The sequence below is a fragment of the Epilithonimonas zeae genome (genome assembly GCF_900141765.1).
Taxonomy (GTDB): domain Bacteria; phylum Bacteroidota; class Bacteroidia; order Flavobacteriales; family Weeksellaceae; genus Epilithonimonas; species Epilithonimonas zeae.
The window spans coordinates 1,819,616-1,840,323 of record NZ_FSRK01000001.1 but is presented as its reverse complement, the minus strand read 5'-3'; the positions used below and the strand labels follow the sequence as shown (position 1 = coordinate 1,840,323).

Annotated in this window: 22 protein-coding genes; 5 read left to right on the top strand and 17 right to left on the bottom strand. The window is 36.4% G+C overall.

Annotation, left to right across the window (positions count from 1 at the left end; translation table 11 throughout):
- The first annotated feature begins 20 nt into the window (after positions 1-20).
- Positions 21-914, top strand: a complete 894-nt coding sequence (locus BUR19_RS08515) for an SDR family oxidoreductase (protein ID WP_074234804.1) — start codon at positions 21-23, stop codon at positions 912-914.
- 43 nt (positions 915-957) lie between these two features.
- Here BUR19_RS08515 and trpA read toward each other — a convergent pair whose 3' ends face one another.
- The 12 genes from trpA to BUR19_RS08455 all read right to left on the bottom strand — a co-directional run bounded on the left by trpA (position 958) and on the right by BUR19_RS08455 (position 11,482).
- The gene (gene trpA, locus BUR19_RS08510; protein WP_074234802.1) at positions 958-1,692 is read right to left on the bottom strand and encodes a tryptophan synthase subunit alpha; all 735 of its coding nucleotides are present in this window, start codon (positions 1,690-1,692) and stop codon (positions 958-960) included.
- Between the two features lie 86 nt (positions 1,693-1,778).
- Positions 1,779-2,957, bottom strand: a complete 1,179-nt coding sequence (gene trpB, locus BUR19_RS08505) for a tryptophan synthase subunit beta (RefSeq protein ID WP_074234800.1) — start codon at positions 2,955-2,957, stop codon at positions 1,779-1,781.
- A gap of 22 nt (positions 2,958-2,979) precedes the next feature.
- Positions 2,980-3,513 carry a hypothetical protein gene (locus BUR19_RS08500; protein WP_074234798.1) on the bottom strand — a complete coding sequence of 178 codons (534 nt, stop codon included), beginning with the start codon at positions 3,511-3,513 and terminating at the stop codon, positions 2,980-2,982.
- 7 nt (positions 3,514-3,520) lie between these two features.
- A complete protein-coding gene (locus BUR19_RS08495) occupies positions 3,521-3,988 on the bottom strand; it encodes an OsmC family protein (RefSeq protein WP_074234796.1) in 468 nt (155 codons plus the stop codon).
- Between the two features lie 56 nt (positions 3,989-4,044).
- Positions 4,045-4,713 (bottom strand): phosphoribosylanthranilate isomerase, encoded by a 669-nt coding sequence (locus BUR19_RS08490; RefSeq protein ID WP_074234794.1) that lies wholly within the window; start codon positions 4,711-4,713, stop codon positions 4,045-4,047.
- 10 nt (positions 4,714-4,723) lie between these two features.
- Positions 4,724-5,224, bottom strand: a complete 501-nt coding sequence (locus tag BUR19_RS08485; protein WP_074234792.1) for a hypothetical protein — start codon at positions 5,222-5,224, stop codon at positions 4,724-4,726.
- 16 nt (positions 5,225-5,240) lie between these two features.
- Entirely contained in the window at positions 5,241-6,020 is a 780-nt protein-coding gene (trpC, locus tag BUR19_RS08480; RefSeq protein ID WP_074234790.1) for an indole-3-glycerol phosphate synthase TrpC, read from the bottom strand.
- Positions 6,021-6,093: 73 nt separating this feature from the next.
- Positions 6,094-7,083 carry an anthranilate phosphoribosyltransferase gene (trpD, locus tag BUR19_RS08475; RefSeq protein ID WP_074234788.1) on the bottom strand — a complete coding sequence of 330 codons (990 nt, stop codon included), beginning with the start codon at positions 7,081-7,083 and terminating at the stop codon, positions 6,094-6,096.
- Position 7,084: 1 nt separating this feature from the next.
- Positions 7,085-7,651, bottom strand: a complete 567-nt coding sequence (locus tag BUR19_RS08470; RefSeq protein WP_074234785.1) for an anthranilate synthase component II — start codon at positions 7,649-7,651, stop codon at positions 7,085-7,087.
- Positions 7,648-9,087 (bottom strand): anthranilate synthase component I family protein, encoded by a 1,440-nt coding sequence (locus BUR19_RS08465; protein WP_074234783.1) that lies wholly within the window; start codon positions 9,085-9,087, stop codon positions 7,648-7,650. Before BUR19_RS08465 ends, BUR19_RS08470 begins: the two co-directional genes overlap by 4 nt.
- A gap of 239 nt (positions 9,088-9,326) precedes the next feature.
- Complete coding sequence (locus BUR19_RS08460) at positions 9,327-10,877, bottom strand: T9SS-dependent choice-of-anchor J family protein (protein ID WP_074234781.1); 1,551 nt, start codon at positions 10,875-10,877, stop codon at positions 9,327-9,329.
- A 137-nt stretch (positions 10,878-11,014) separates the two neighbouring features.
- Positions 11,015-11,482 carry an acyl-CoA thioesterase gene (locus BUR19_RS08455; RefSeq protein ID WP_074234779.1) on the bottom strand — a complete coding sequence of 156 codons (468 nt, stop codon included), beginning with the start codon at positions 11,480-11,482 and terminating at the stop codon, positions 11,015-11,017.
- Positions 11,483-11,616: 134 nt separating this feature from the next.
- On the opposite strand from BUR19_RS08455, the gene BUR19_RS08450 reads away from it, so the two are divergent.
- The 4 genes from BUR19_RS08450 to BUR19_RS08435 all read left to right on the top strand — a co-directional run bounded on the left by BUR19_RS08450 (position 11,617) and on the right by BUR19_RS08435 (position 14,367).
- A complete protein-coding gene (locus tag BUR19_RS08450) occupies positions 11,617-11,967 on the top strand; it encodes an arsenate reductase family protein (protein ID WP_074234777.1) in 351 nt (116 codons plus the stop codon).
- Between the two features lie 121 nt (positions 11,968-12,088).
- Positions 12,089-13,297, top strand: a complete 1,209-nt coding sequence (locus BUR19_RS08445; RefSeq protein WP_074234774.1) for a DUF763 domain-containing protein — start codon at positions 12,089-12,091, stop codon at positions 13,295-13,297.
- A 9-nt stretch (positions 13,298-13,306) separates the two neighbouring features.
- Positions 13,307-13,867 (top strand): hypothetical protein, encoded by a 561-nt coding sequence (locus tag BUR19_RS08440; protein WP_083600707.1) that lies wholly within the window; start codon positions 13,307-13,309, stop codon positions 13,865-13,867.
- Between the two features lie 17 nt (positions 13,868-13,884).
- A complete protein-coding gene (locus BUR19_RS08435; protein ID WP_074234772.1) occupies positions 13,885-14,367 on the top strand; it encodes a hypothetical protein in 483 nt (160 codons plus the stop codon).
- A gap of 78 nt (positions 14,368-14,445) precedes the next feature.
- On the opposite strand, the gene BUR19_RS08430 is transcribed toward BUR19_RS08435, so the two are convergent.
- From BUR19_RS08430 to BUR19_RS08410, 5 genes are read right to left on the bottom strand one after another with little or no spacing between them, the layout of a single operon-like run.
- Positions 14,446-16,233: an acyl-CoA dehydrogenase family protein gene (locus BUR19_RS08430; protein ID WP_074234770.1), complete on the bottom strand. Its 1,788-nt coding sequence runs from the start codon at positions 16,231-16,233 to the stop codon at positions 14,446-14,448.
- Positions 16,234-16,280: 47 nt separating this feature from the next.
- Positions 16,281-16,637: a four helix bundle protein gene (locus BUR19_RS08425; RefSeq protein WP_074234768.1), complete on the bottom strand. Its 357-nt coding sequence runs from the start codon at positions 16,635-16,637 to the stop codon at positions 16,281-16,283.
- 39 nt (positions 16,638-16,676) lie between these two features.
- Positions 16,677-17,852 (bottom strand): acetyl-CoA C-acyltransferase, encoded by a 1,176-nt coding sequence (locus BUR19_RS08420; protein ID WP_063968187.1) that lies wholly within the window; start codon positions 17,850-17,852, stop codon positions 16,677-16,679.
- Positions 17,853-17,898: 46 nt separating this feature from the next.
- The gene (locus tag BUR19_RS08415) at positions 17,899-18,261 is read right to left on the bottom strand and encodes a four helix bundle protein (protein WP_074234765.1); all 363 of its coding nucleotides are present in this window, start codon (positions 18,259-18,261) and stop codon (positions 17,899-17,901) included.
- Positions 18,262-18,300: 39 nt separating this feature from the next.
- Positions 18,301-20,700 carry a 3-hydroxyacyl-CoA dehydrogenase/enoyl-CoA hydratase family protein gene (locus BUR19_RS08410; protein ID WP_074234763.1) on the bottom strand — a complete coding sequence of 800 codons (2,400 nt, stop codon included), beginning with the start codon at positions 20,698-20,700 and terminating at the stop codon, positions 18,301-18,303.
- Positions 20,701-20,708: the final 8 nt, after the last annotated feature.

The following is a 20,708-nucleotide window of genomic DNA, read 5'->3' as shown; positions in this document are numbered from 1 at the left end:
AACAAAACAAAATTAAAAATATGAAAGTATTTGTAACAGGAGCTTCAGGGTTTGTAGGCTCAGCAGTAGTAAAGGAATTATTATCAAACGGACATCAAGTCATTGGATTGGCACGCTCAGAAGAATCTGCGAAGTCTGTGAGAGAAGCAGGAGCAGAAGTTTTGATGGGAGATTTAGAAAGTCTTGATATTTTACAAAAAGGAGCAAGAGAAGCGGACGGAGTGATTCACACGGCTTTTATTCACGATTTTTCGGATTATCAAAGTAATGCAATTAAAGACCAAAAAGCAATCGAAGCAATGGGTGAAGTTCTGAAAGGAACCGATAAACCGATTGTAGTAACAGGCGGAACATTAGGATTGCCATTGATTAATGGAAAAATAACGGAAGAAAGTAAAGCACCGGCAGAATCAATCCGATTTTCTGAAAAAGCATTTTTAGACTTGTCAGAATCTGGAATTAATGCATCTATTGTTCGTCTTTCTCCAAGTGTTTACGGAAATTCAGAGCTTGGTTTCAAAGGTGGTTTTGGTGTAATGCTGGCTGAAATGTCTAAAGCTAAAGGTTTCTCAGCTTACATAGGTGACGGAAGTAATGTTTGGCCAACTGTTCATCGTTTGGACGCTGCGAAGTTGTTTCGTTTAGCTCTTGAAAAAAATGAAAAAGGAGCGAGATATAACGCAGTCAATAATGATAAACAATTATCAATGAAAGAATTTGCAGAACTGATTGGGGAAAAACTCAATATTCCTGTGAAATCTTTATCCGCAGAAGAAGCTCCAGAATATTTTACTTGGATGACGTTTTTTGTTGGAGCAGATTGTCCGGCAACAAGCTTGCAAACTCAGGAAAAATTAGGATGGAATCCTTCTGAGAAAAGTTTTGCCGAGGAACTGAATCAATATTTCTTCTAAAAAAACAAAAGCAGTCTTATTTTTGAAGTAAGACTGCTTTTTATTAATTCTTTACACTTCTGATAAAGCTTTCCGCTTTTGCTTCCCAATCCTGATTTTCCAATAGAATCTTCACGAAAGCAGTTCCGATGATTCCGCCTTGCGCTTTCTCTGTCACATTCTCAAAATCCGATTTATCCTTGATTCCAAATCCGATGAAAACTGGATTTTTCAAATCTAAAGAAGCCAATCTATCAAGATAATTCTCATTTTTTAAAACTGCATTTTCGTTTCCCGTTGTTGAAGAAGAACTTACAGCGTACAAGAACCCTGAACTTAAAGAATCAAGATATTTAATACGTTCTTCCGAAGTTTCTGGAGTTACTAGAAAAGTGAAATTCAGATTGTATTTTTTAAGAATTTCGCCATATTTATTTTCGAATTCAATGGGTGGTAAATCAGGAATAATCAATCCAGAAATGCCAACTTCTGCACATTTCTGACAAAAGTTTTCGAATCCAAATTGAAGAACTGGATTCAAATAACCCATCAAAATCTTCGGAATGGTCACAGAATCTTTGACTTCTGCTAATTGTTCGAACAGCTTTTTGATGCTCATTCCATTTTTCAAAGCCAAAGAATGCGCATCCTGAATCACAGGTCCATCTGCAACTGGGTCAGAATAAGGAATTCCTATTTCCATCATATCTGCACCCGATTCCTGAATCAGTTTGGCAATTTTTCCGGTATCATCAAGTTTTGGAACTCCTGCAGTGAAATATATGTTTAGTTTTTTCATTTTGTTTAATGTATTAAAGTATTGACGTAAAATGTATTAACGATTGAGAATCATAAATACATAAATACGTTTTACATTTTACAGATTTAAAGATGTTTCAAATACGTTTGCATATCCTTATCGCCACGACCAGAAAGGCAAATCACGACAACATCATCTTTTTCAAATTTCTTTTTATCCAAAACAGCCAAAGCGTGTGCACTCTCCAAAGCCGGAATGATGCCTTCGATTTTTGTCAGTTCAAAGGCAGATTTCAAAGCTTCGTCATCATTAATACTGAAAAATTCTGCTCTTTTTTGGTTGAACAGATTGGCGTGCATCGGACCAATTCCCGGATAATCCAAACCTGCAGAAATTGAATGAGGCTCTATGACTTGCCCGTCTTCTGTCTGCATTACGAGACTTTGACTTCCGTGTAAAATTCCTAAAGTTCCAAGAAAAGTTGTCGCTGCAGATTTCCCTGAATCAACGCCGAAACCGCCAGCTTCCGCCGCAATAATTTTCACACTTTCTTCATTTACATAATGATAAAAAGTTCCTGCGGCATTACTTCCGCCGCCAACGCAAGCGATTATATAATCAGGATTTTCTCTCCCAATTTTTTCGTTCAGTTGTTCTTTAATTTCTTTCGAAATAACACTTTGAAATCTCGCTACCAAATCAGGAAATGGATGCGGACCAACCACACTTCCAATAATGTAATGCGTTGTGGAAGGATTATTAATCCAGTCTCGCAAAGCTTCATTCACAGCGTCTTTCAAAGTTTTTGAACCGGAAGTTGCAGGAATCACAGTTGCGCCAAGCATCTTCATTCGAGCAACATTGGGAGATTGTCTCGCAATATCAACTTCGCCCATATAAACAATGCATTCCAAGCCAAGAAGTGCGCAGGCAGTCGCCGTTGCAACACCGTGTTGTCCGGCTCCGGTTTCAGCAATGATTCTATGTTTTCCTAATTTTTTTGCGAGCAAAGCTTGTCCTAAAGCATTGTTGATTTTATGCGCTCCGGTGTGATTCAAATCTTCTCTTTTTAGATAGATTTGAGTCTGATATTTTTCGCTCAGATTCTTCGCAAAATAAAGTGGTGTAGCGCGTCCAACATAGTTTTTCAGCAAATCCTGAAATTCATTTTGGAATTCTTCGGATTCGATGATTTGGATATATTTTTCCTGTAATTCGGCAACATTCGGGTAAAGCATTTCGGGAACGAAAGCGCCTCCGAAATCGCCGTAATAGCCGTTTTTATCTGGGTTTTGGTAGTTCATTTATTTTAAATTTTCTAAATCGTTATATTAAAATTGCTTTATTCTGTTCATTCAGATTTTGCAAAATATTGATGTGTTCTTCGGAAGTACTGAGGATTAAAATATCATCGTCGTCAGAATCTATCCATTCATTATTTTCAAATTCTGTTATGAAAATTCCTTTTCCATAAAGGATTTGTATGTTATTTTTCTCATAAAATGGTCTTAAATTCATTTTGCAAAAACCTATAGTTTCAATTTTTCTTTCAGTTAGATTCGCTACTATTTTATTAAATAAAAAACTACCATATTTTTTAGCTTTTTCAATAGAAACAAATCCTACAAATTCAGCAAAGTTGTACAGATTCTTTTGGATTTCAAGTCTAAAATTAAAGTTGATTCTCGCTAATGAAACAATTTTGTCTTCAATTTCTAAGAAATGAAATTCAGAATTTTCAAACTTGATTTTAAAGTCAAAAGAATTCAAATTAAACCAATCTTCTATTTCCCAAGATTTCAAAATTAACTCAATTTCTTTGTCTGATAAGTCTTTTGAGCATTTAATGGAATATTGCATTTCAAACTTATTTTGCTGTGATCTCTGGATGATGTTTCACGTCGAAGTTTAATGAATTGGCGATGAAGCAATATTCGTTTGCTTTCTGATGGAGTTCAACTGCTTTCGGTATCATTTCTTTTTCAGCAACTATAATCTTTGGTTTTAAAGTGATTTCACTGAATTTTCCACTTCCGTTTTCATTCTCGATCATTGTTCCTTCGGCAAAATCTTCATATTCCAAAACCAGAATTTTGTTCACAGAACAAAGATGAAGATACCACAACAAATGACACGAAGAAACCGAAGCCAACAACAAGTCTTCAGGATTATGAAGTTCCGGATTTCCAAGAAATGCCGGGTCAGATGAACCTGAAATATCAGTTTTTCTATCAACAGAAATCGTGTAATCTCTTTGGTAAGAGCGATAGCTTTTTGTAGATTCACCAGTATTTCCTGTCCAGAATATTTTGCTTTTATATTGATGATGTTTCATCTGTTCTTTTATATTTTTTTATTGGTCAGATGGAACATCTATAACATTTGCTGTTTTTAAGAAAGTTTTGAAATAGATGTTTCATTTTTTATTAATGATAAAAATTCTTTTACTTTTTGTAAATCTTTATTTCCAGCTTCGATTTCAAATTTTGAATTGATATCGAGAGCAGTTGGTTTTTGATTGATATTTTTTAAATCTTCTGTATTTTCTAATGAAACTCCGCCACTTAAAAAATAAGGAATGGGAATCTCGATATCATTTAAAATATTCCAGTCAAAGGTTTTTCCTGTTCCTCCAAATGCTTTGGAATCTGTGTCGAATAGAAGATAGTCGATGGTTGATGGTTGATGGTTGATGGCTTTTTGCAATTCATCGGAAGTCTGATTTCCAATTCTGATAACTTTAATAATTCCAATTTTTGGATTCAATTTTTGTTTTAATTCTGAAATGAAATCTTCGGTTTCATCGCCGTGAAGTTGGATGAAATTTAAGTTTGCTTGTTCCGAAATTTCAATAATGTTTTCCAAATCTTCATTCACAAAAACACCAACTTTTTGTAAGTGTGGGATTTCAGAAATCTGTTTTAAATTCAAATGATTCAGAACATATCTCGGAGATTTTTCATAAAATATAAATCCCAAGAAATCAACATCCAAATTAATCAGTTCCTGAATCTGATCAAGTTTTGTTAATCCGCAAACTTTAAGTTTTAGTTGAGTCATAAATTCATTATTAATAAAGAGTGTTTTTCGGATTTGAGCATTTCAAATCGAATTGTTGACAGATCTTGATAATCTCATCTGTATTTTTTTTATACACCAAGAATAGTATCAGATCATCACCAAAACTTTTTCCAATTTCAAGAATTTCTTCGTTGCTTTCGGACAAAATATCATCTAACCAGATAAAGTATTTTTTGGCAGTCATTTTTTCGTCGAAAGGAAACTCAGGTAAGTCTTCAATAATATCACCGATTTGGTCGTGTATTTCATCTATTTTATCACCAACTATTGCTATTTCATTAATTTCCAACGGAATTATATAGTCCAATGAAAGTGGATTGCTCTCGTTCTCCTCATAAAGCCATAATAGGTCATTTTTTTCAGCGTAGTCATATGGATGATGAATTGCATGACCCAAATTAGATACAATATCGTTTAAATGTTCTACTTCATAACCTTCGGTTATTAGTTCCACCAACTTTTTAATATTCTCACTTCTTTTATTTTCCATAGCAATTATTGAATAGTTAAATTCTCATTTTTGAAACAAATTCTCCGAATTTCTCTCCAGGATTTTCATTCTTTATAAAATATTCGCCCATCAAAAATCCATCAAATCCTTTTTCTTCCAGGAATTTGAAATCTTCTTCATTATAGATTCCGCTTTCTGCAACGGACAAAATATCGTCCGGAAGCTGGTTTTTCAAATCTACAGAATGTTGCAAATCGACTTTAAAATCCTTCAAATTTCTGTTATTAATTCCAACAAAATCGACATTTTTATTAATATGTTTTAATTCTTCCCCGGAATGGATTTCTAGCAAAACTTCGAGATTTAAGGAATGAGCCAATTCTGTAAATTCCAAAACCTGAGTTGGCGAAAGACAAGATGCAATCAGCAAAATAACGTCTGCTCCAATTGATTTTGCCTCATAGAATTGATATTCATCAATCATAAAATCTTTTCTCAGAATCGGAATCTTGATGTGATTTCGAACGCTCAAAATATCTTCAAAACTGCCACCGAAAAAATCTTTGTCCGTCAAGATTGAAACTGCGCTCGCCCCAAATTTTTCGTATTGAGAAACGACTTCTAAAGGCGGAACTTTGTCATTGATAATCCCTTTGCTTGGCGATTGTCTTTTGAATTCGGAGATAATTCCGGATTTTGTTTTGATAGTTTCTTTTAGCGAGAATGTTGGTTTGTTAAAAAACTCTGTGTCTTTAAGTTGTTCAATAGAGATTTTGGATTTTGCATCTGCAACTTCCTGTTTTTTTCGTTCTATGATTTTATCGAGGATGTTCATTTTTAATAATTATTAATTGTAAATTACTAATTGTTAAATTTTTAAATAATATGTTTTAGCTAATCATTAACGATTAATCATTAATAATTGAGCGAAGCGATTTCAATGCTTTTCCACTTTCCAAACTTTCTTTTGCTAAAGTCATACAATCGTCATAATTCCCATATTTTCCAGTATTTTCCAAAGCAATAGAGGCATTGGCAAGAACTACTGAATTTTGTTCTTCGGTTCCATTACCTTCCAAAATATTGATAAATAATTTCGCTGCATCTTCTTTAGTTTCACCTCCGAAAATACTTTCAGGAGATATATTTTTGAATTTCAAATCTTCTGCGGAATAGATTTTTTCTCCAATTTTACTAAAGATTTTTGTATCGCCTGTCAAAGAAATTTCGTCGTAACCATCCAAAGCGTGAACCAACATAAACTCGCTTTTCTGCTTTTGTAAAAGATATTGATAAACTCTTGCAATTTCCAGATTTGCAACACCAATCATCGTGAAATCGGGACGTGCAGGATTCACCAACGGTCCCAAAATATTGAAAAAAGTTTTCAGACCAAGCTGTTTTCTGAGAGGTGCAACGGATTTCAAAGCGGGATGAAACAGCGGTGCGTGTAGAAAACAGATATTTCCTTTTTCCAGATCGGTTTTCAAATCCTCGGAATTATCCTTGAATTTATAACCCAGTTCTTCCAAAACATTAGAGGAACCAGAAATAGAAGAAGCTCCATAATTGCCTTGCTTAGCTACTTTTTGCCCAGTTCCTGCAACGATGAAACTCGCTAAAGTCGAAATGTTAAACGTGTTTTTTCCGTCTCCGCCAGTCCCAACGATGTCAACCAAATCTTTGGTTCCTAAATCGACAGGTTTTGCCAATTGTAGCAATGCTTCTCGGAAACCTTCGAGTTCTTCCAGGGTAATTGTCCGCATCAGAAATACCGTGATGAAAGAAATGACTTCACTTTCGTTGAATTTATTTTGTGAAATTTCAATCAGAATCGCTTTGGCTTCGGCTTTTGTCAAAGTCTGGTGATTGAAAAGGTATTGTAGGATTTCTTTCATTTTAATTTTGTAAAAAGTTCTCTAAGATTTGTTTTCCATTCGGAGTCAGAATACTTTCCGGATGATACTGAACCGCGTGAACATCGTACGATTTATGTTTTAAACTCATAATCATTCCGTTTTTGTCAACGCTTGTGATTTCTAATTCGGTAGGGAAATCATCAGGATTGACTGCCCAAGAGTGATAGCGACCAACTTCCAAAGTTTCCGGTAAATTATTGAAAATCTTATGTTCATTAGTTTGAGTTGCTTCAGTTGCAACACCGTGATAGATTTCAGACAAATTAATCAAACTTCCACCGAAAGCCTCCGCAATGGCTTGTTGTCCCAAACAAACTCCGAAAATAGATTTTGTAGGGGCATATTTTTTTATCACATCTAATAAAATCCCTGCTTCTTCGGGAATTCCAGGACCTGGGGAAAGAATGATTTTGTCATATTTCTCAATGTCTTCCAATGGGATTTGGTCATTTCTGTAAACATCTACTTTTTCATCCACAATCTGCTCGATGATTTGAACCAAATTGTAAGTAAAACTGTCATAATTATCGAAGACTAAGATTTTCATAATTTCTCTGCTTTTAAAATGGCTTTTTTCAAAGCGCCTAATTTGTTATTAACTTCCTGAAGTTCATTTTCCGCAATAGATTTTGCGGTAATTCCAGCGCCGGCTTGGTAAAATAAAGTGTTGTTTTTACTTAAAAAAGTTCTTATCATAATCGCTTGATTACAACTTCCGTCAAATCCAACAAACCCGATACAACCCGCGTAATAACTTCTGGAAGTTTTCTCGTGTTCATCAATTAACTGCATTGCACGGTATTTTGGAGCGCCGCTCAAAGTTCCTTGTGGGAAAGTAGTTGCAATCATTTCGTAAGGATTTTGGTCTTCTTTGACATCAGTTATAACCTCAGAAACCATATGAATCACGTGCGAGAAAAAATGGATTTCTTTCAGTTTGGAAACCGTTGTGTTTTTTCCGTGAATACTCAAATCATTTCTTGCCAAATCTACCAGCATCGTATGTTCCGCATTTTCTTTCGGGTCTTTTTTGAGTTCTTCCGCAGATTCTAAATCTTTTTCAATGTTTCCTGTTCTTTTGAAAGTTCCTGCAATTGGATGAATAATGGCTTTTCCGTTTTTGATAATCAACTGACTTTCCGGACTTGAGCCCATTAATTTGTAATCGCCATAATCGAAGAAGAATAGATAAGGAGAAGGATTGATATTTCGTAAAGCACGATAAACATTGAACTCGTCACCTTGAAATTTCTGTTCAAATCTTCTGCTCAAAACCAATTGGAAAACGTCGCCACGGAAACAATGTTTCTTCGCAAATTCTACAGATTCCAAAAACTCTTCATCTTTTAAATTCGAAGTTTCTTCTGAGGTAATTTCGAAAGGAAAAACCGGTGCATTTTTTTGATTAATGATACTCTCAAGTGTAGAAAGCTCTGATTTTAAACCGTTGATTTTGTTCTCGATCAGGAACATCTCATCATTGTGGTGATTGATTGCAATCACGTATTGATAAAGGCGATAACGCATCAATGGAATTTTATTTTCCTCCGATTGTTCCTTGAATTTGATATTCTCAAAAAATGGAATCGCATCATAACTCGTATATCCGAAAAATCCTTGCGCTTGTTTTCCAATCTCGTGGTTTGGTTTTTCACATTTGAAACAATTGGAGAATTCCTGCATCAAATCAGATAATTTCTCATTTTCTAAATCGATTTTCTGAGGATTTTCAAGCGGAAATTTCAATTCAGCTTCGTTATAATTTCGAATTTCTATTCCTGCAATCGCATTGACACAAATAAACGAAAACGAATTTTCAGAATTCTGATTTCCTGCGCTTTCCAGAAGAATCGTGTCACGAAACTGGTCACGAAGACGAAGGTAAATTCCAATCGGCGTGTAAAGATCTGCTAATCGGGATTTAACAGAGGTTTTTATGTAAATTGGTTGATGGTTGATAGTTGATTGTTGATGGTTGCTCATCGTTTCAATTTTAAATTATTTTTATTAAAACTTATCGAAGCCTTAAAATAAAAAAGACTTCAACAAAATTTGTCAAAGTCTATTATGATTGAGTTATAGTTAGTTCAGAATTTTAGAACACCGATAATCCTTTCAGACCCGACAAAGAGTTTGAAAGCCACCACCAGTTTTTTGTGTTCATTGTTTTCATTGGAACAAATTTAGAAATGATTTTTAATTCTGCAACTATTTTTAAAAAATTATTTTATAACTTTTTGAGAAGTCGTTGATTTATTGGTCTCAATCTTAACCAAATAAGAACCTTTTGGGTAATTTTTAAAATCAACTGTGGTTGTATTTCCGTTGATGGTTTTAAGCAATTTTCCATCTAAAGAATAAACCTGAACAGATTTAATTGTCTCGTCTGTCTTGATATTCAACTGGTCAACCACTGGATTTGGATAAACCTTAATGTTGGTTTTATTGACATCACTAACCGCCAGATTACTTTTTGAGAAACTGATATTATCAAGTCTCAAAGCAGTTGTCGTTGTAACTTGAGCTGTTGTATTCCCAAATCCGAAATAATAAACTTGGTCAGCTGTTGCTGTATAACTCACAGTGTGTTCTGTATAAGTTTGTTGAGACACAGTTTGAGTAGATAGATTTTGGATGATGCTGTCTTTGTTTTGAGCGCTAGCAATAGCAACTTTCAAAGTTGCTGGTTCTGCAGATTCATTTCCAATGGATGTGTAATATTTTGCAGTAACTGTTTCTCCGTTTTTTAGATAGATTGGATAAGAAAAAAGCCAATCATTCTTTGCGGTTGCAGAAGTACTGGTGTTGTTATAAGCGTAACCACTTCCGTTTTGAGCAACAGCTTCATTTTCTCCCATCAACCAAGTGTTAGAGGCCCAACCGTCTGAGTCATATTCGCCAAAGTTCTCAACTGTTTTTTCGAAATCATAAGAGTAAGGCAATTCTGTTGGTGTCCAGATTGATTTTGGCCCAGCCCAGCCAGAACCGCAATCTGCATTTTTCAGGAAGAATTGGTATCTTTTTCCAGCTTGTAGATTATCAAAACTTTTAGTTGTAGCAGAAGTGATTCCTTTTGAAGATACATATGTATTGAATGTCGTTAAACCTGCATCATAATTGTTAATTCCGCTGGTTGATGACCAATCTATTTTTACGGAATTTGGTTTAAGCTCAGAAACTGAAAATCCATCCAATGAAGGCATAACACAATCAGCAGATTGACTGATATACAAATCGTCCAAAGCCAAATATGTTCCGCTGTTTGTGTTATTTACGAAAGCCAAATAGATGGTTTTTCCTTTATAATCGGATAAGTCTAACGTATGCGATGCGTAGTCAAACGGTTGCTCGGCATCAATCTGAGTCAGTGTTGTGAAAGATTCCGGGCTGTCATTGGTTGCAGAAACTTTTACAGCGTAGGAGTCTGTATATTCAAAATCATACGATTTTCCTTTCCAGTAAAGTGTGGGTGTTCCTTCAGAAGGAATTGTAATTGCTGGTGTAATCAACCAATCATTTGCCTGACCTTCCGGAGAATAATAAGATGTACTAAAAGCTATTTTGTTATCATAACCGTCATAAAACTGAATCCAGGCTTCTGTGTTGAATTCCTGTACTTGTCCCCATTCCGGTACTGTTAATCCATCTGCATTGATTGTTTTGAATTGAGACAGCGGTGTGCCGTTATTGTTTTCGAAACCTGCATTGAAAACCTGCGCATTGATATTAACCACTAATGATAAGGCTAATAAACTGATAATTTTTTTGTTCAATTTGAATACTTTTTTAATTTTTCAGAACAAAATTAAGTGTTATTAAGTTTATAAAATCAATCAAATCATTAATTTTATTTAATTTATAATTATTATGAATTGTTGATTCTTAAATATAAATCGTTTAAATTATCAATTCATAAAAATGGTTTCATCTCATCTTCGATATCTTTTCTCAGGTTCATTAGTTTTTTCGCGTATTGTTCCAGCTGAATTTGCTTTTCTGTAGTTGGTTTCCATTTTGGAACTTGCATTGCTTTTCCGTTTTCATCAACCGCTACAAAAACAATAATGCAATGCGTTTTCTTTTCGAATTTTTTCTCCTTTACGTTTCTGGAAAACACATCAATAGCAATATGCATACTTGTGCTTCCTGTGAAAATGACGTGCGATTCCAATTTGACAATTTCCCCAATTTTGATAGGTTGATAAAATCGGATTCCGCCGACATAAACTGTTACACAATAAGTTCCCGACCAATTACTGGCGCAGGCGTAACCCACTTGATCTATCCATTTCATCACACTTCCGCCGTGAACATTGCCTCCAAAATTAACGTCCGTTGGTTCAGAAATAAACTGAAACGTGACTGGTTTGTTTTCCATTCTATTCTTATTATGTATCAAAAATAGGGAAGAATTTTAGATTATAACTTCAATATTTATGTTTTATTCCTTTGACATTTGTACTAAATTTGTAATTCTCAAATTCTATTTTAAATCTCCTGACTTTAATAAAAATGAAAAAAGTATTCTATCTCAAAACCTGTGGAACCAACAAGAAAATAATGACGCCTCTTGATCTTTCCAATTGGGAATTGAGAGAAATAAAAGCCCAACCGATAACCGAAGCAGAACTGGAAGAGATGTATGAGAAAACGAAATCTTACGAAGCGCTTTTCAGTAAAAAATCGACACAAATCAAGGAAAGAGGAATTGATGTCAGTACTTTAAAAGAAAAGGATTTTAAGAAGTTGATTCTTGACCATTACAGTTTTTTGAAACGTCCGGTTTTCATCACAGATAATGAAGTTTTTGCAGGAAGTGATAAAAAGAATCTTGAAAGTCTGAATGCTTTTTTTGAGAAGTAATAATTTCTCGCAAAGGCGCAAGGATTTTAAATCATAATGTTATAAAAGTCGCAAAGTTTTGCGCCTTGAAAAAGTTGAATTGCTAAATGAAATTTGCGCCTTTGCGATTAAAAAATAAAAAATGAAACGTTCGGGAACTGCAGATTTGCCTTTACATTACGGTCAGGTTCCGCCTTGGCTTTATGAACGTATGTCCACACTTGGGCTGGCGATTGTGGAAGTGATTCTTGCCGATTATGGTAAAGATGAAGTTCTGAGAAGGCTGGCAGACCCATTTTGGTTTCAGAGTTTTGGGGCGGTGATGGGAATGGACTGGCATTCGTCCGGCATCACAACATCTGTGATGGGCGCTTTGAAACGTTCCATCAACCCGCATTCCAAATCGCTGGGAATCTACATTGCTGGCGGAAAAGGAAAATTCTCCAAAGATACACCGAATGAACTTCTGAAAATTGCAGATTCAACCGGACTTGACGGGAATGAGTTGGTGCGTTGCAGTAAGTTGTCTGCGAAGGTTGATAACACGGCTATCCAAGATGGTTATCAGCTTTATCTTCATAATTTTATTTTATCAGACCAAGGGAATTGGGCGGTTGTTCAGCAAGGGATGCACGATTCCGACGGCACTGCGAGGCGTTACCACTGGCTTTCTGAGAATGTCAGTTCTTTTGTGAATGAGCCTCACACGGGGATTTCCGGTGTGAATCGTGGCAATATTCTTAATCTGACTTCTGCTCAGGCGGAACAAAGCAGAAACGGCATTGTGGACATCACGAAAACCGATTCTGAGAAATGGATGCAGGATTTCCAACGCTTGATTTTGCCGGCGCATCACGAGGTTTTGGCCAGTGATGTGGATATGAAAAAGCTGGGAAATATTCTTTGGTTGGCGAGGGAAAATCAGCCTGAGAATTTTGAGGAATTGCTGATGCTGAAAGGCGTTGGCCCCAGAACGATGCAGTCTCTGGCGCTTGTGAGTGAGGTGATTCACGGGGCGCCGTCGAGATTTACAGACCCAGCGCGGTTTTCTTTTGCGCACGGCGGGAAAGACGGTCATCCGTTTCCTGTGCCTACCAAAACCTACGACGAAACCATTTCTATCCTAAGAACCGGCATCGAGAAATCTAAGTTGGGGAATACCGATAAAAGCCAAGCCATCAAGAAACTTCACGAGATTGCTTTGAGAACGGAAGCGAACTTTACGCCGGATTTTAACCTTGAAGAAGTGATAGAAGAGGAGCGACAAAACTCTTGGCGATTTGGCGGGAAAACGGTTTTTGGTGATGCGAAGCCAGGGAAGAGTGGTGGTATTCAGTTGAGTTTGTTTTAAAATTTGATTATGAACAGATATTTGTATAATAATTTGACGATTGAAGTTTTCAATGATTCAACATTTTCTCTCAATTCAAATGATAATTTGAATGTTTACAAGAATATCTATTTTGGAGAGGATGCTGAGAGATATCCAAGTTCAAAGCACGGCATAAAATTAATTGAGAAGGATGAAGAAATTAATAATTGTTTGATTATCGGCTCTGGTGGCGGAACAAGTATTAATGAAAATTCTTCTATTTTAGATGATGATAATCTTCTTGTCTGTTGTTCTGATTCTGTTTTTTCTATTTCAATATTAGATTTGAAACTGAATTGGGTCAAGAAATTAGATATGGCAACTTGTTTTAAAATATTCAGGATTGAAAATGATTTTGTTGTCCACGGTGAGTTGGAAATTTCAAGAATTGATAGTTTTGGAAATATTATTTGGCAATTTGGTGGTGCTGACATTTTTGTTTCTTTGGATGAAGAAGATTCTTTTCAGCTTAATGATAATCATATTGTTTTGAAAGATTTTACTGGGACAAGTTATATGATTGATTTTGATGGAGAAATTTTAAATTAGCACTTCAAATAATTATAATGAAAAAAAGGTTATCGCCTCTCGTACTAATATTATTTCTTTTTACCATTTCGTGTGTAAGTAAAAATGAATATATTTCAAAAATAGATTTGCTTTGTGCTAATTTTGATTCGAATAAAAACCTATCAATCACAGAATTCCAAACTGGTATTGGCAATGGTAAAAATGATATTATAGTCACTAGTGGAAAAGTAATATTTTCTAAAGATGACAGAACGACTCAAAAGATTGAGGAAAGTAGCTTTGCACATTATAATTATGAAACGAATATTTATTATAAAAATGAAAAACCTGTTAAAGCAGTAATTACAATAAGAAGTAATCCTGAAACTTCAATTGAAAAACTAGATTATGAAACAATTTATTACTATAAAAATAAGAAGTGTTTGCAAAGAATAAATGAAAAACCAGAATTTACGAATTGTGATGAAACAAGAAAATCAGCAAATTTATTAAGAGCTAGCTATCCGATTATTGAGTGATAATCCATCTTATTTCGATAAAATAATAAACCCTCCGAAAAATTCAGAGGGTTTTATTATTTCAATCAAATTGATAATCTAGTAAGAACCTTTCGCTATAAAATGAGCGGCAATCTTTTCTGTCAACGCAATTGGATTTGGCGTGTTCACGTATTTTGTAAAACGTCTTAGTCCGGCTAGCATCATTCTTTGCTCGTCGCCTTCCGAGAAAGAGACGATGCCTTCTTTGGCGTTGGTGGCGATGATGTCAACGGCTTTGTAAAGATTCAGTCTTGCCATTGCTGCTTCTACAGAATCTGTATCGAAATGTTTCTCCGCTCTCAGGATGGCTGATTCTGCCATATAGATTTGGTTCAGGATTTCGGAAGCGTTCAGGAGAAGATGCTGTTGTTTCTCGATGTCCATCATATATTTTTGAAGGGCAGAACCGGAAACCATCAGGAATACTTTTTTCAGGTTTTTGATGACTTCTTTTTCCTCAGACATATATTCTGAATAATCCGGAATGTCGAAAGACGGAATTCCCATCAATTCTTTTCCTACATTTTTTGCAGGCGTCAAAAGGTCGATTTTCCCTTGCATTGTACGTTTGATGAGCATTCCAACGGCAAGAAGTCTGTTGATTTCGTTGGTTCCTTCGTAGATTCTGGAAATCCTTGAATCTCTCCAGGCAGATTCCATTGGTGTATCTTCTGAGAAGCCCATTCCACCGAAGATTTGGATGCCTTCGTCTGCTGAATGCTGTGCTAAATCTGAAACGAAAACTTTCAGGATTGAACATTCTACAGCGAATTCCTCTACGCCTTTCAGTTCCGCTTCCTCGTGGTTCATTCCCCCGGCAACCAATTCCTCGATTTTATTTTCGACATCTTTTGCACCACGGTACGAACCAGCCTCACTCACGAAAGCGCCAGTCGCCATCTCTGCCAATTTCTTGCGAATCGCGCCGAAAGTATTGATAGAAACGCCAAACTGTTTTCTCTCCGTAGAATAAGTCAGTGAATGGTTCAGAATTCTTCTTTGTGCATCCAGACAAGCCGCTGCCAATTTGATTCGGCCAACGTTCAGGGCATTAAGAGCGATTTTGAAACCGTTGTTTCTTTCGCCCAAAAGATTCTCAACCGGAATTTTCATATCATTGAAGAAAACCTGACGCGTAGAAGACGCACGGATTCCCAATTTGTGTTCTTCCTCTCCGAAAGTCATACTCTCAGGATTTTCCAATTCAGAACGGTTAATGACGAATCCAGTGATGTTTTTGTCATCGTCAATCTTGGCAAACAATGTGAAAGTGTCTGCAAAACCTGCATTGGAAATCCACATTTTTTGTCCGTTGATGATGTAATGTTTGCCGTCTTCGGAAAGTTTGGCTCTTGTTTTTCCGCTGTTGGCGTCAGAACCAGCGTCCGGCTCAGTCAAGCAATAAGCACCAAATTTAGTTCCAGCCGCTAAGTCCGGAAGGTATTTGTTTTTCAGATATTCGCTTCCGTAAAGTAGGATTGGCAAAGTTCCGATTCCAGTGTGTGCGCCATAAGCTGTTGCTAATGAGCCAGTTGTTCCAGAGATGTAATCGCAAGCCAGCATTGTGGTCACGAATCCCATTCCCAATCCGCCGTAAGCTTCCGGAACAGCGATTCCCAGGAATCCCATTTCTCCAATTTTACGCATCACTTCTTCCGTGTAGGCGTAATCTTTTTTCTCGAAGCGTTCTTTGTTCGGAACCACTTCTTTATCTATGAATTCTTTCGCAGAATCGCGAAGCATTGTTTGTTCTTCGGAAAGTTCTTCGATGCTGAAGATTTCCTGAGCAGTGATGTCCTTTACAAGGAATTCGCCACCGTTTAATGTTTGGGTTTCAGTACTCATTTATATTATTTTTTTTGATTAAAGAATAAAGAGAAAAGAATAAAGACTTACCACTTCAATGTTTTTTGAAAGCCTGAAATCATTCTCTGTAATTCGGTGATTTTATTTTCTATTAATTCAAATTTCGATTGTTCGATATAATCTCTTCTTGAAGAAATTATTATCTGCGTTTGTAATTCATAAAGAGAGCCCAAACTGATTTCTAAAAATCGATTGAAATCTTTTTGTGAAGTTCTGCTTGAACCTTCTGCAATATTAGAAGCAACAGAAACTGTACATCTTCTGATTTGAGATTTCAAACCGAATTCTTCATTTTTAGGAAAACTTTCTGTAATTGCATAAATTTCATCAGCTAATTCAATGGATAATTTCCAAATGTTCAGATGCTTAAAATTATGTTTCATTATGAAAAGTCTTTTCTCTTTATTCTTTTTTCTCCTTGTCTATAACAACTCAAAAACACTCGCTGCACCCTGACCAGTTCCTACGCACATTGTCACAACACCATATTTGCTGTTTCTGCGTTTCATTTCGTCAAGAAGTTGGACTGTTAATTTTGTTCCTGTGCAACCCAGTGGATGTCCAAGTGCGATTGCTCCTCCGTTCACGTTGACGATGTCAGGATTGATGTTCAGTTCTCTTAAAATCGCCACTGATTGAGAGGCGAAGGCTTCATTCAATTCAAACAAATCAATATCAGATTGTTTAAGTCCAGCTTGTTCCAACGCTTTTGGAATGGCGAACATTGGTCCGATTCCCATAATTCTTGGCGGAACTCCGACAGTCGAATAGGAGAGAAGTCTCGCAACTGGAGTCAAGTTTAATTCCTTTACCATTCTTTCGGACATTACCATTGTGAAAGCGGCACCGTCAGAAGTTTGAGAAGAGTTACCTGCTGTTACAGAACCATTTGCTGCGAAAACGGGACGAAGTTTTGCCAGAGCTTCCACCGAAGTATCAGCTCTTGGACCTTCGTCTTGCTTGAATGCATATTCTTTGGTCTGGATTTTTTCCTTTTCGTCAAGGAAATTATATGCTACATCAATCGGAACAATCTGGCTTTCAAATTTTCCTTCCTTGATGGCTTTCATCGCTTTCTGATGCGAGTTGTAAGCGAATTGGTCTTGCTCCTCACGACTCACTTTGAATTCGTTGGCAACGGCTTCCGCAGTCAATCCCATTCCCCAATAATAATCGGGATGTTTCTTGGCCAAATCCGTATCCGGAATCGGTTTGTAACCGCCCATTGGGATGTAAGACATACTTTCTGCACCACCAGCGATGATGCATTCTGCCATTCCTGCTTTGATTTTAGCTGCTGCAATCGCAATAGCTTCTGAGCCTGAGGCGCAATATCTGTTGACTGTAACACCCGGAACTTTATCGGTGTCCAATCCCATTAATGAAATTAGTCTTGCGACATTAAGGCCTTGTTCTGCTTCCGGCATTGCACATCCGACAATCAAATCGTCGATGCGAGCCGGGTCAAGATTTGGAACATCTTTCATCAGATGTTGTATCACAGTTGCCGCCATATCATCTGGTCGGGTAAAACGCAAAGAACCTTTCGGTGCTTTACCAACTGCTGTTCTGTATCCTGTTACTATATATGCTTCCATTTTATTTTGTTGTATTTACGTATTAATGTAAAATGTATTTATGATTTTAAAATGTTTGAGTATTAAATTTCTGTTTCAATTTTGCCAACATATTTTGTATGTGTTTGATTTCGGAATAAATGATATTAAAATCATCATTTTTAAAGAACCCCAAATCATTAGCAATTAATATTTGAGTTTCAAATTCGAATGATGAGCCTAATGCAATATTCAGAAAATGAGAAAACTGAGCATTTGTGTCACGACCAGCGCCTTCAGCAATATTAGACGGAATTGAAATTAAACTTCTTCTTGCTTGAGAAGTCAATCCAAACAATTCATCTTTTGGAAAATTACTAGAAGCCAAGTAAAATATTTTACAAAGTTTCATTGATTTTGTCCAAACTTCTAAATCTCTAAAATTGTGCATCGTTAATACATTAATACTTTTTACATTTTACAAAAAAATCTAATTTCTAAGTGGTTTTCCAGTCGTCAACATCGTCTGAATTCTTTCAAGCGTTTTTCTCTCACCACAAAGTGAAAGGAAAGCTTCTCTTTCCAAATCCAAAAGATATTGTTCGGAAACTTCTGTTGGTTCGGAGAGATTTCCGCCAGTCATTACGTAACCAATTTTGTTGGCAATCAATCTGTCGTGTTCTGAGGCGTAACCACCGGCAACCATTTGGTCTGTTCCAACGTAGAACATTCCCATTGCTTCGTTTCCGAGAACTTTAACTTTCTCAGGAACCGGCGGTGTATACCCTAATTCGTCCAGAACAATTGCCTGACGTTTTGCTTCTGCTATTTGTCTGTCTTTGTTTACAACGATGATATCTTTATCTGTCAGAATTCCCATTTGCTTAGCTTCGTGGGCAGAAGTAGCCACTTTTGCTGTTGCAATATTCATAAAGTAATTTCGCAAGTGATTGGTTTTAACATCATCAGGAAGTGTTCCTTTAAGTGCTCGTAAAGCAAACTCTTTTGTTCCACCACCGCCTGGAATCAAACCAACTCCAACTTCAACCAAACCGATGTAAGTTTCCGCTGCTGCAACGATTTTGTCTGCGTGCATAGAAAATTCGCAACCACCGCCAAGTGTCATTCCGAATGGTGCCGCGATAACTGGAATTGATGAATATCTTAACTTCATTGAAGTCTGCTGGAACATTGCGATTGCCATATTCAATTCGTACCAATCTTGTTCAACAGCCATCATCATTACCATTGCGAGATTTGCTCCGACAGAGAAATTATCTGCTTGATTTCCTACAACCAAACCTCTGTAATCTTTTTCAGTAATATCGATGGATTTATTAAGACCTTCTAAAACGCCTCCTCCAAGAGAATTCATTTTTGAACGGAATTCAAAGTTCAAAATGCCGTCGCCAAGGTCGATTAACGCTGATTCAGAATTAGACCAAATCGTTTTTTCTTTTCTGATGTTATCAAGAATAATGAAAGCATCCAAACCTGGAATCGGCTCGTAAGTTTTTGTGTTTTGATTGTAGAATAATTGCTTTCCGTTTTCTAATTTGTAGAACGATTCGTTTCCGGAAGCCAGCATTTCCTTAACCCAATCAGCAACTTTATAACCTTCACTTTCAACCAAATCAATTCCTTTTTGGATTCCTACAAAATCCCAGTTTTCGAATGGTCCATATTTCCAAGCATAACCGGTTTTCATTGCATCATCGATAGAGTAGAACACATCCGTGATTTCCGGAACTCTTTGAGAAACATAAGCAAAAAGTGAAGCGTAATGTTTTCTAATCAATTCTCCGGCTTTGGATTGGTCTTTCAACAAAATCGGTAAACGATTTTTCAAACTTCCTGCTTCTTTTGCAGTTGTAACAATCGAAAGTTTTGGCTGTTTTGTAGGTTCATAACCAAGTGTTTCATAATTAAGAACGAAACGATTCACATTTCCGCCAGCATCTTTTTCTTTATAGTAAAATCCTTTTTTAGCTTTATCACCAAGGAATTTATTTTCAATCAAGAAATTCAAAGTTTTAGAATCTTTAAGCGCCTGAACCATTTCATCGTCTTTAAGATTGGCTTGAAGTCCTTTGGTTACATTGAAAGCTGTATCCAAACCAACCAAATCTCCCAATTTGAAAGTTCCGGTTTTTGGACGATTCAGTAAATCTCCTGTTAAAGAATCAGCTTCTTCAATCGTTAAACCTATTTCTTCCGTCAATTCCATAATCTTCGCCATCGAATAAACTCCGATTCTGTTTCCGATGAATCCTGGTGTATCTTTACAAAGAACCGTCGTTTTTCCTAAGAATTTCTCGCCGTAAGACATAAAGAAAACAATAACTGATTTATCTGTTTTAGGACCTGGAATGACTTCAAATAATTTCAGATATCTTGGCGGATTGAAGAAGTGTGTTCCGCAGAAATGTTTCTGGAAATCTTCTGACCTTCCCTCTGACATCAAATGAATCGGAATTCCAGACGTGTTGGACGTAATTAAAGTTCCCGGTTTGCGAAGTTTGTCAACTTTCTCGAACATCGATTGTTTGATGTCCAATCTCTCAACAATCACTTCAATCACCCAATCCGAATTTTTGATTTTCTCCAAATCATCCTCGAAGTTTCCAACGGTAATTCTGGAAGCGAAAGATTTGTCATAGATGGGCGAAGGATTGCTTTTCAGAGCGGTATCAAGATGACCTTGCGCCACACTGTTTCTGAATTTTTTACTTTCTGGATTTACGCCCGTCGCTTTGTCTTTTTCAGACAATTCTTTCGGAGGCATATCCAACATCAAAACCTGAATCCCGTTACCAGCCAAATGGCAGGCAATTCCGGAACCCATCACGCCTGAGCCGAGGACAGTAACGTGTTTTATTTTTCTGTTCATTATTAGAA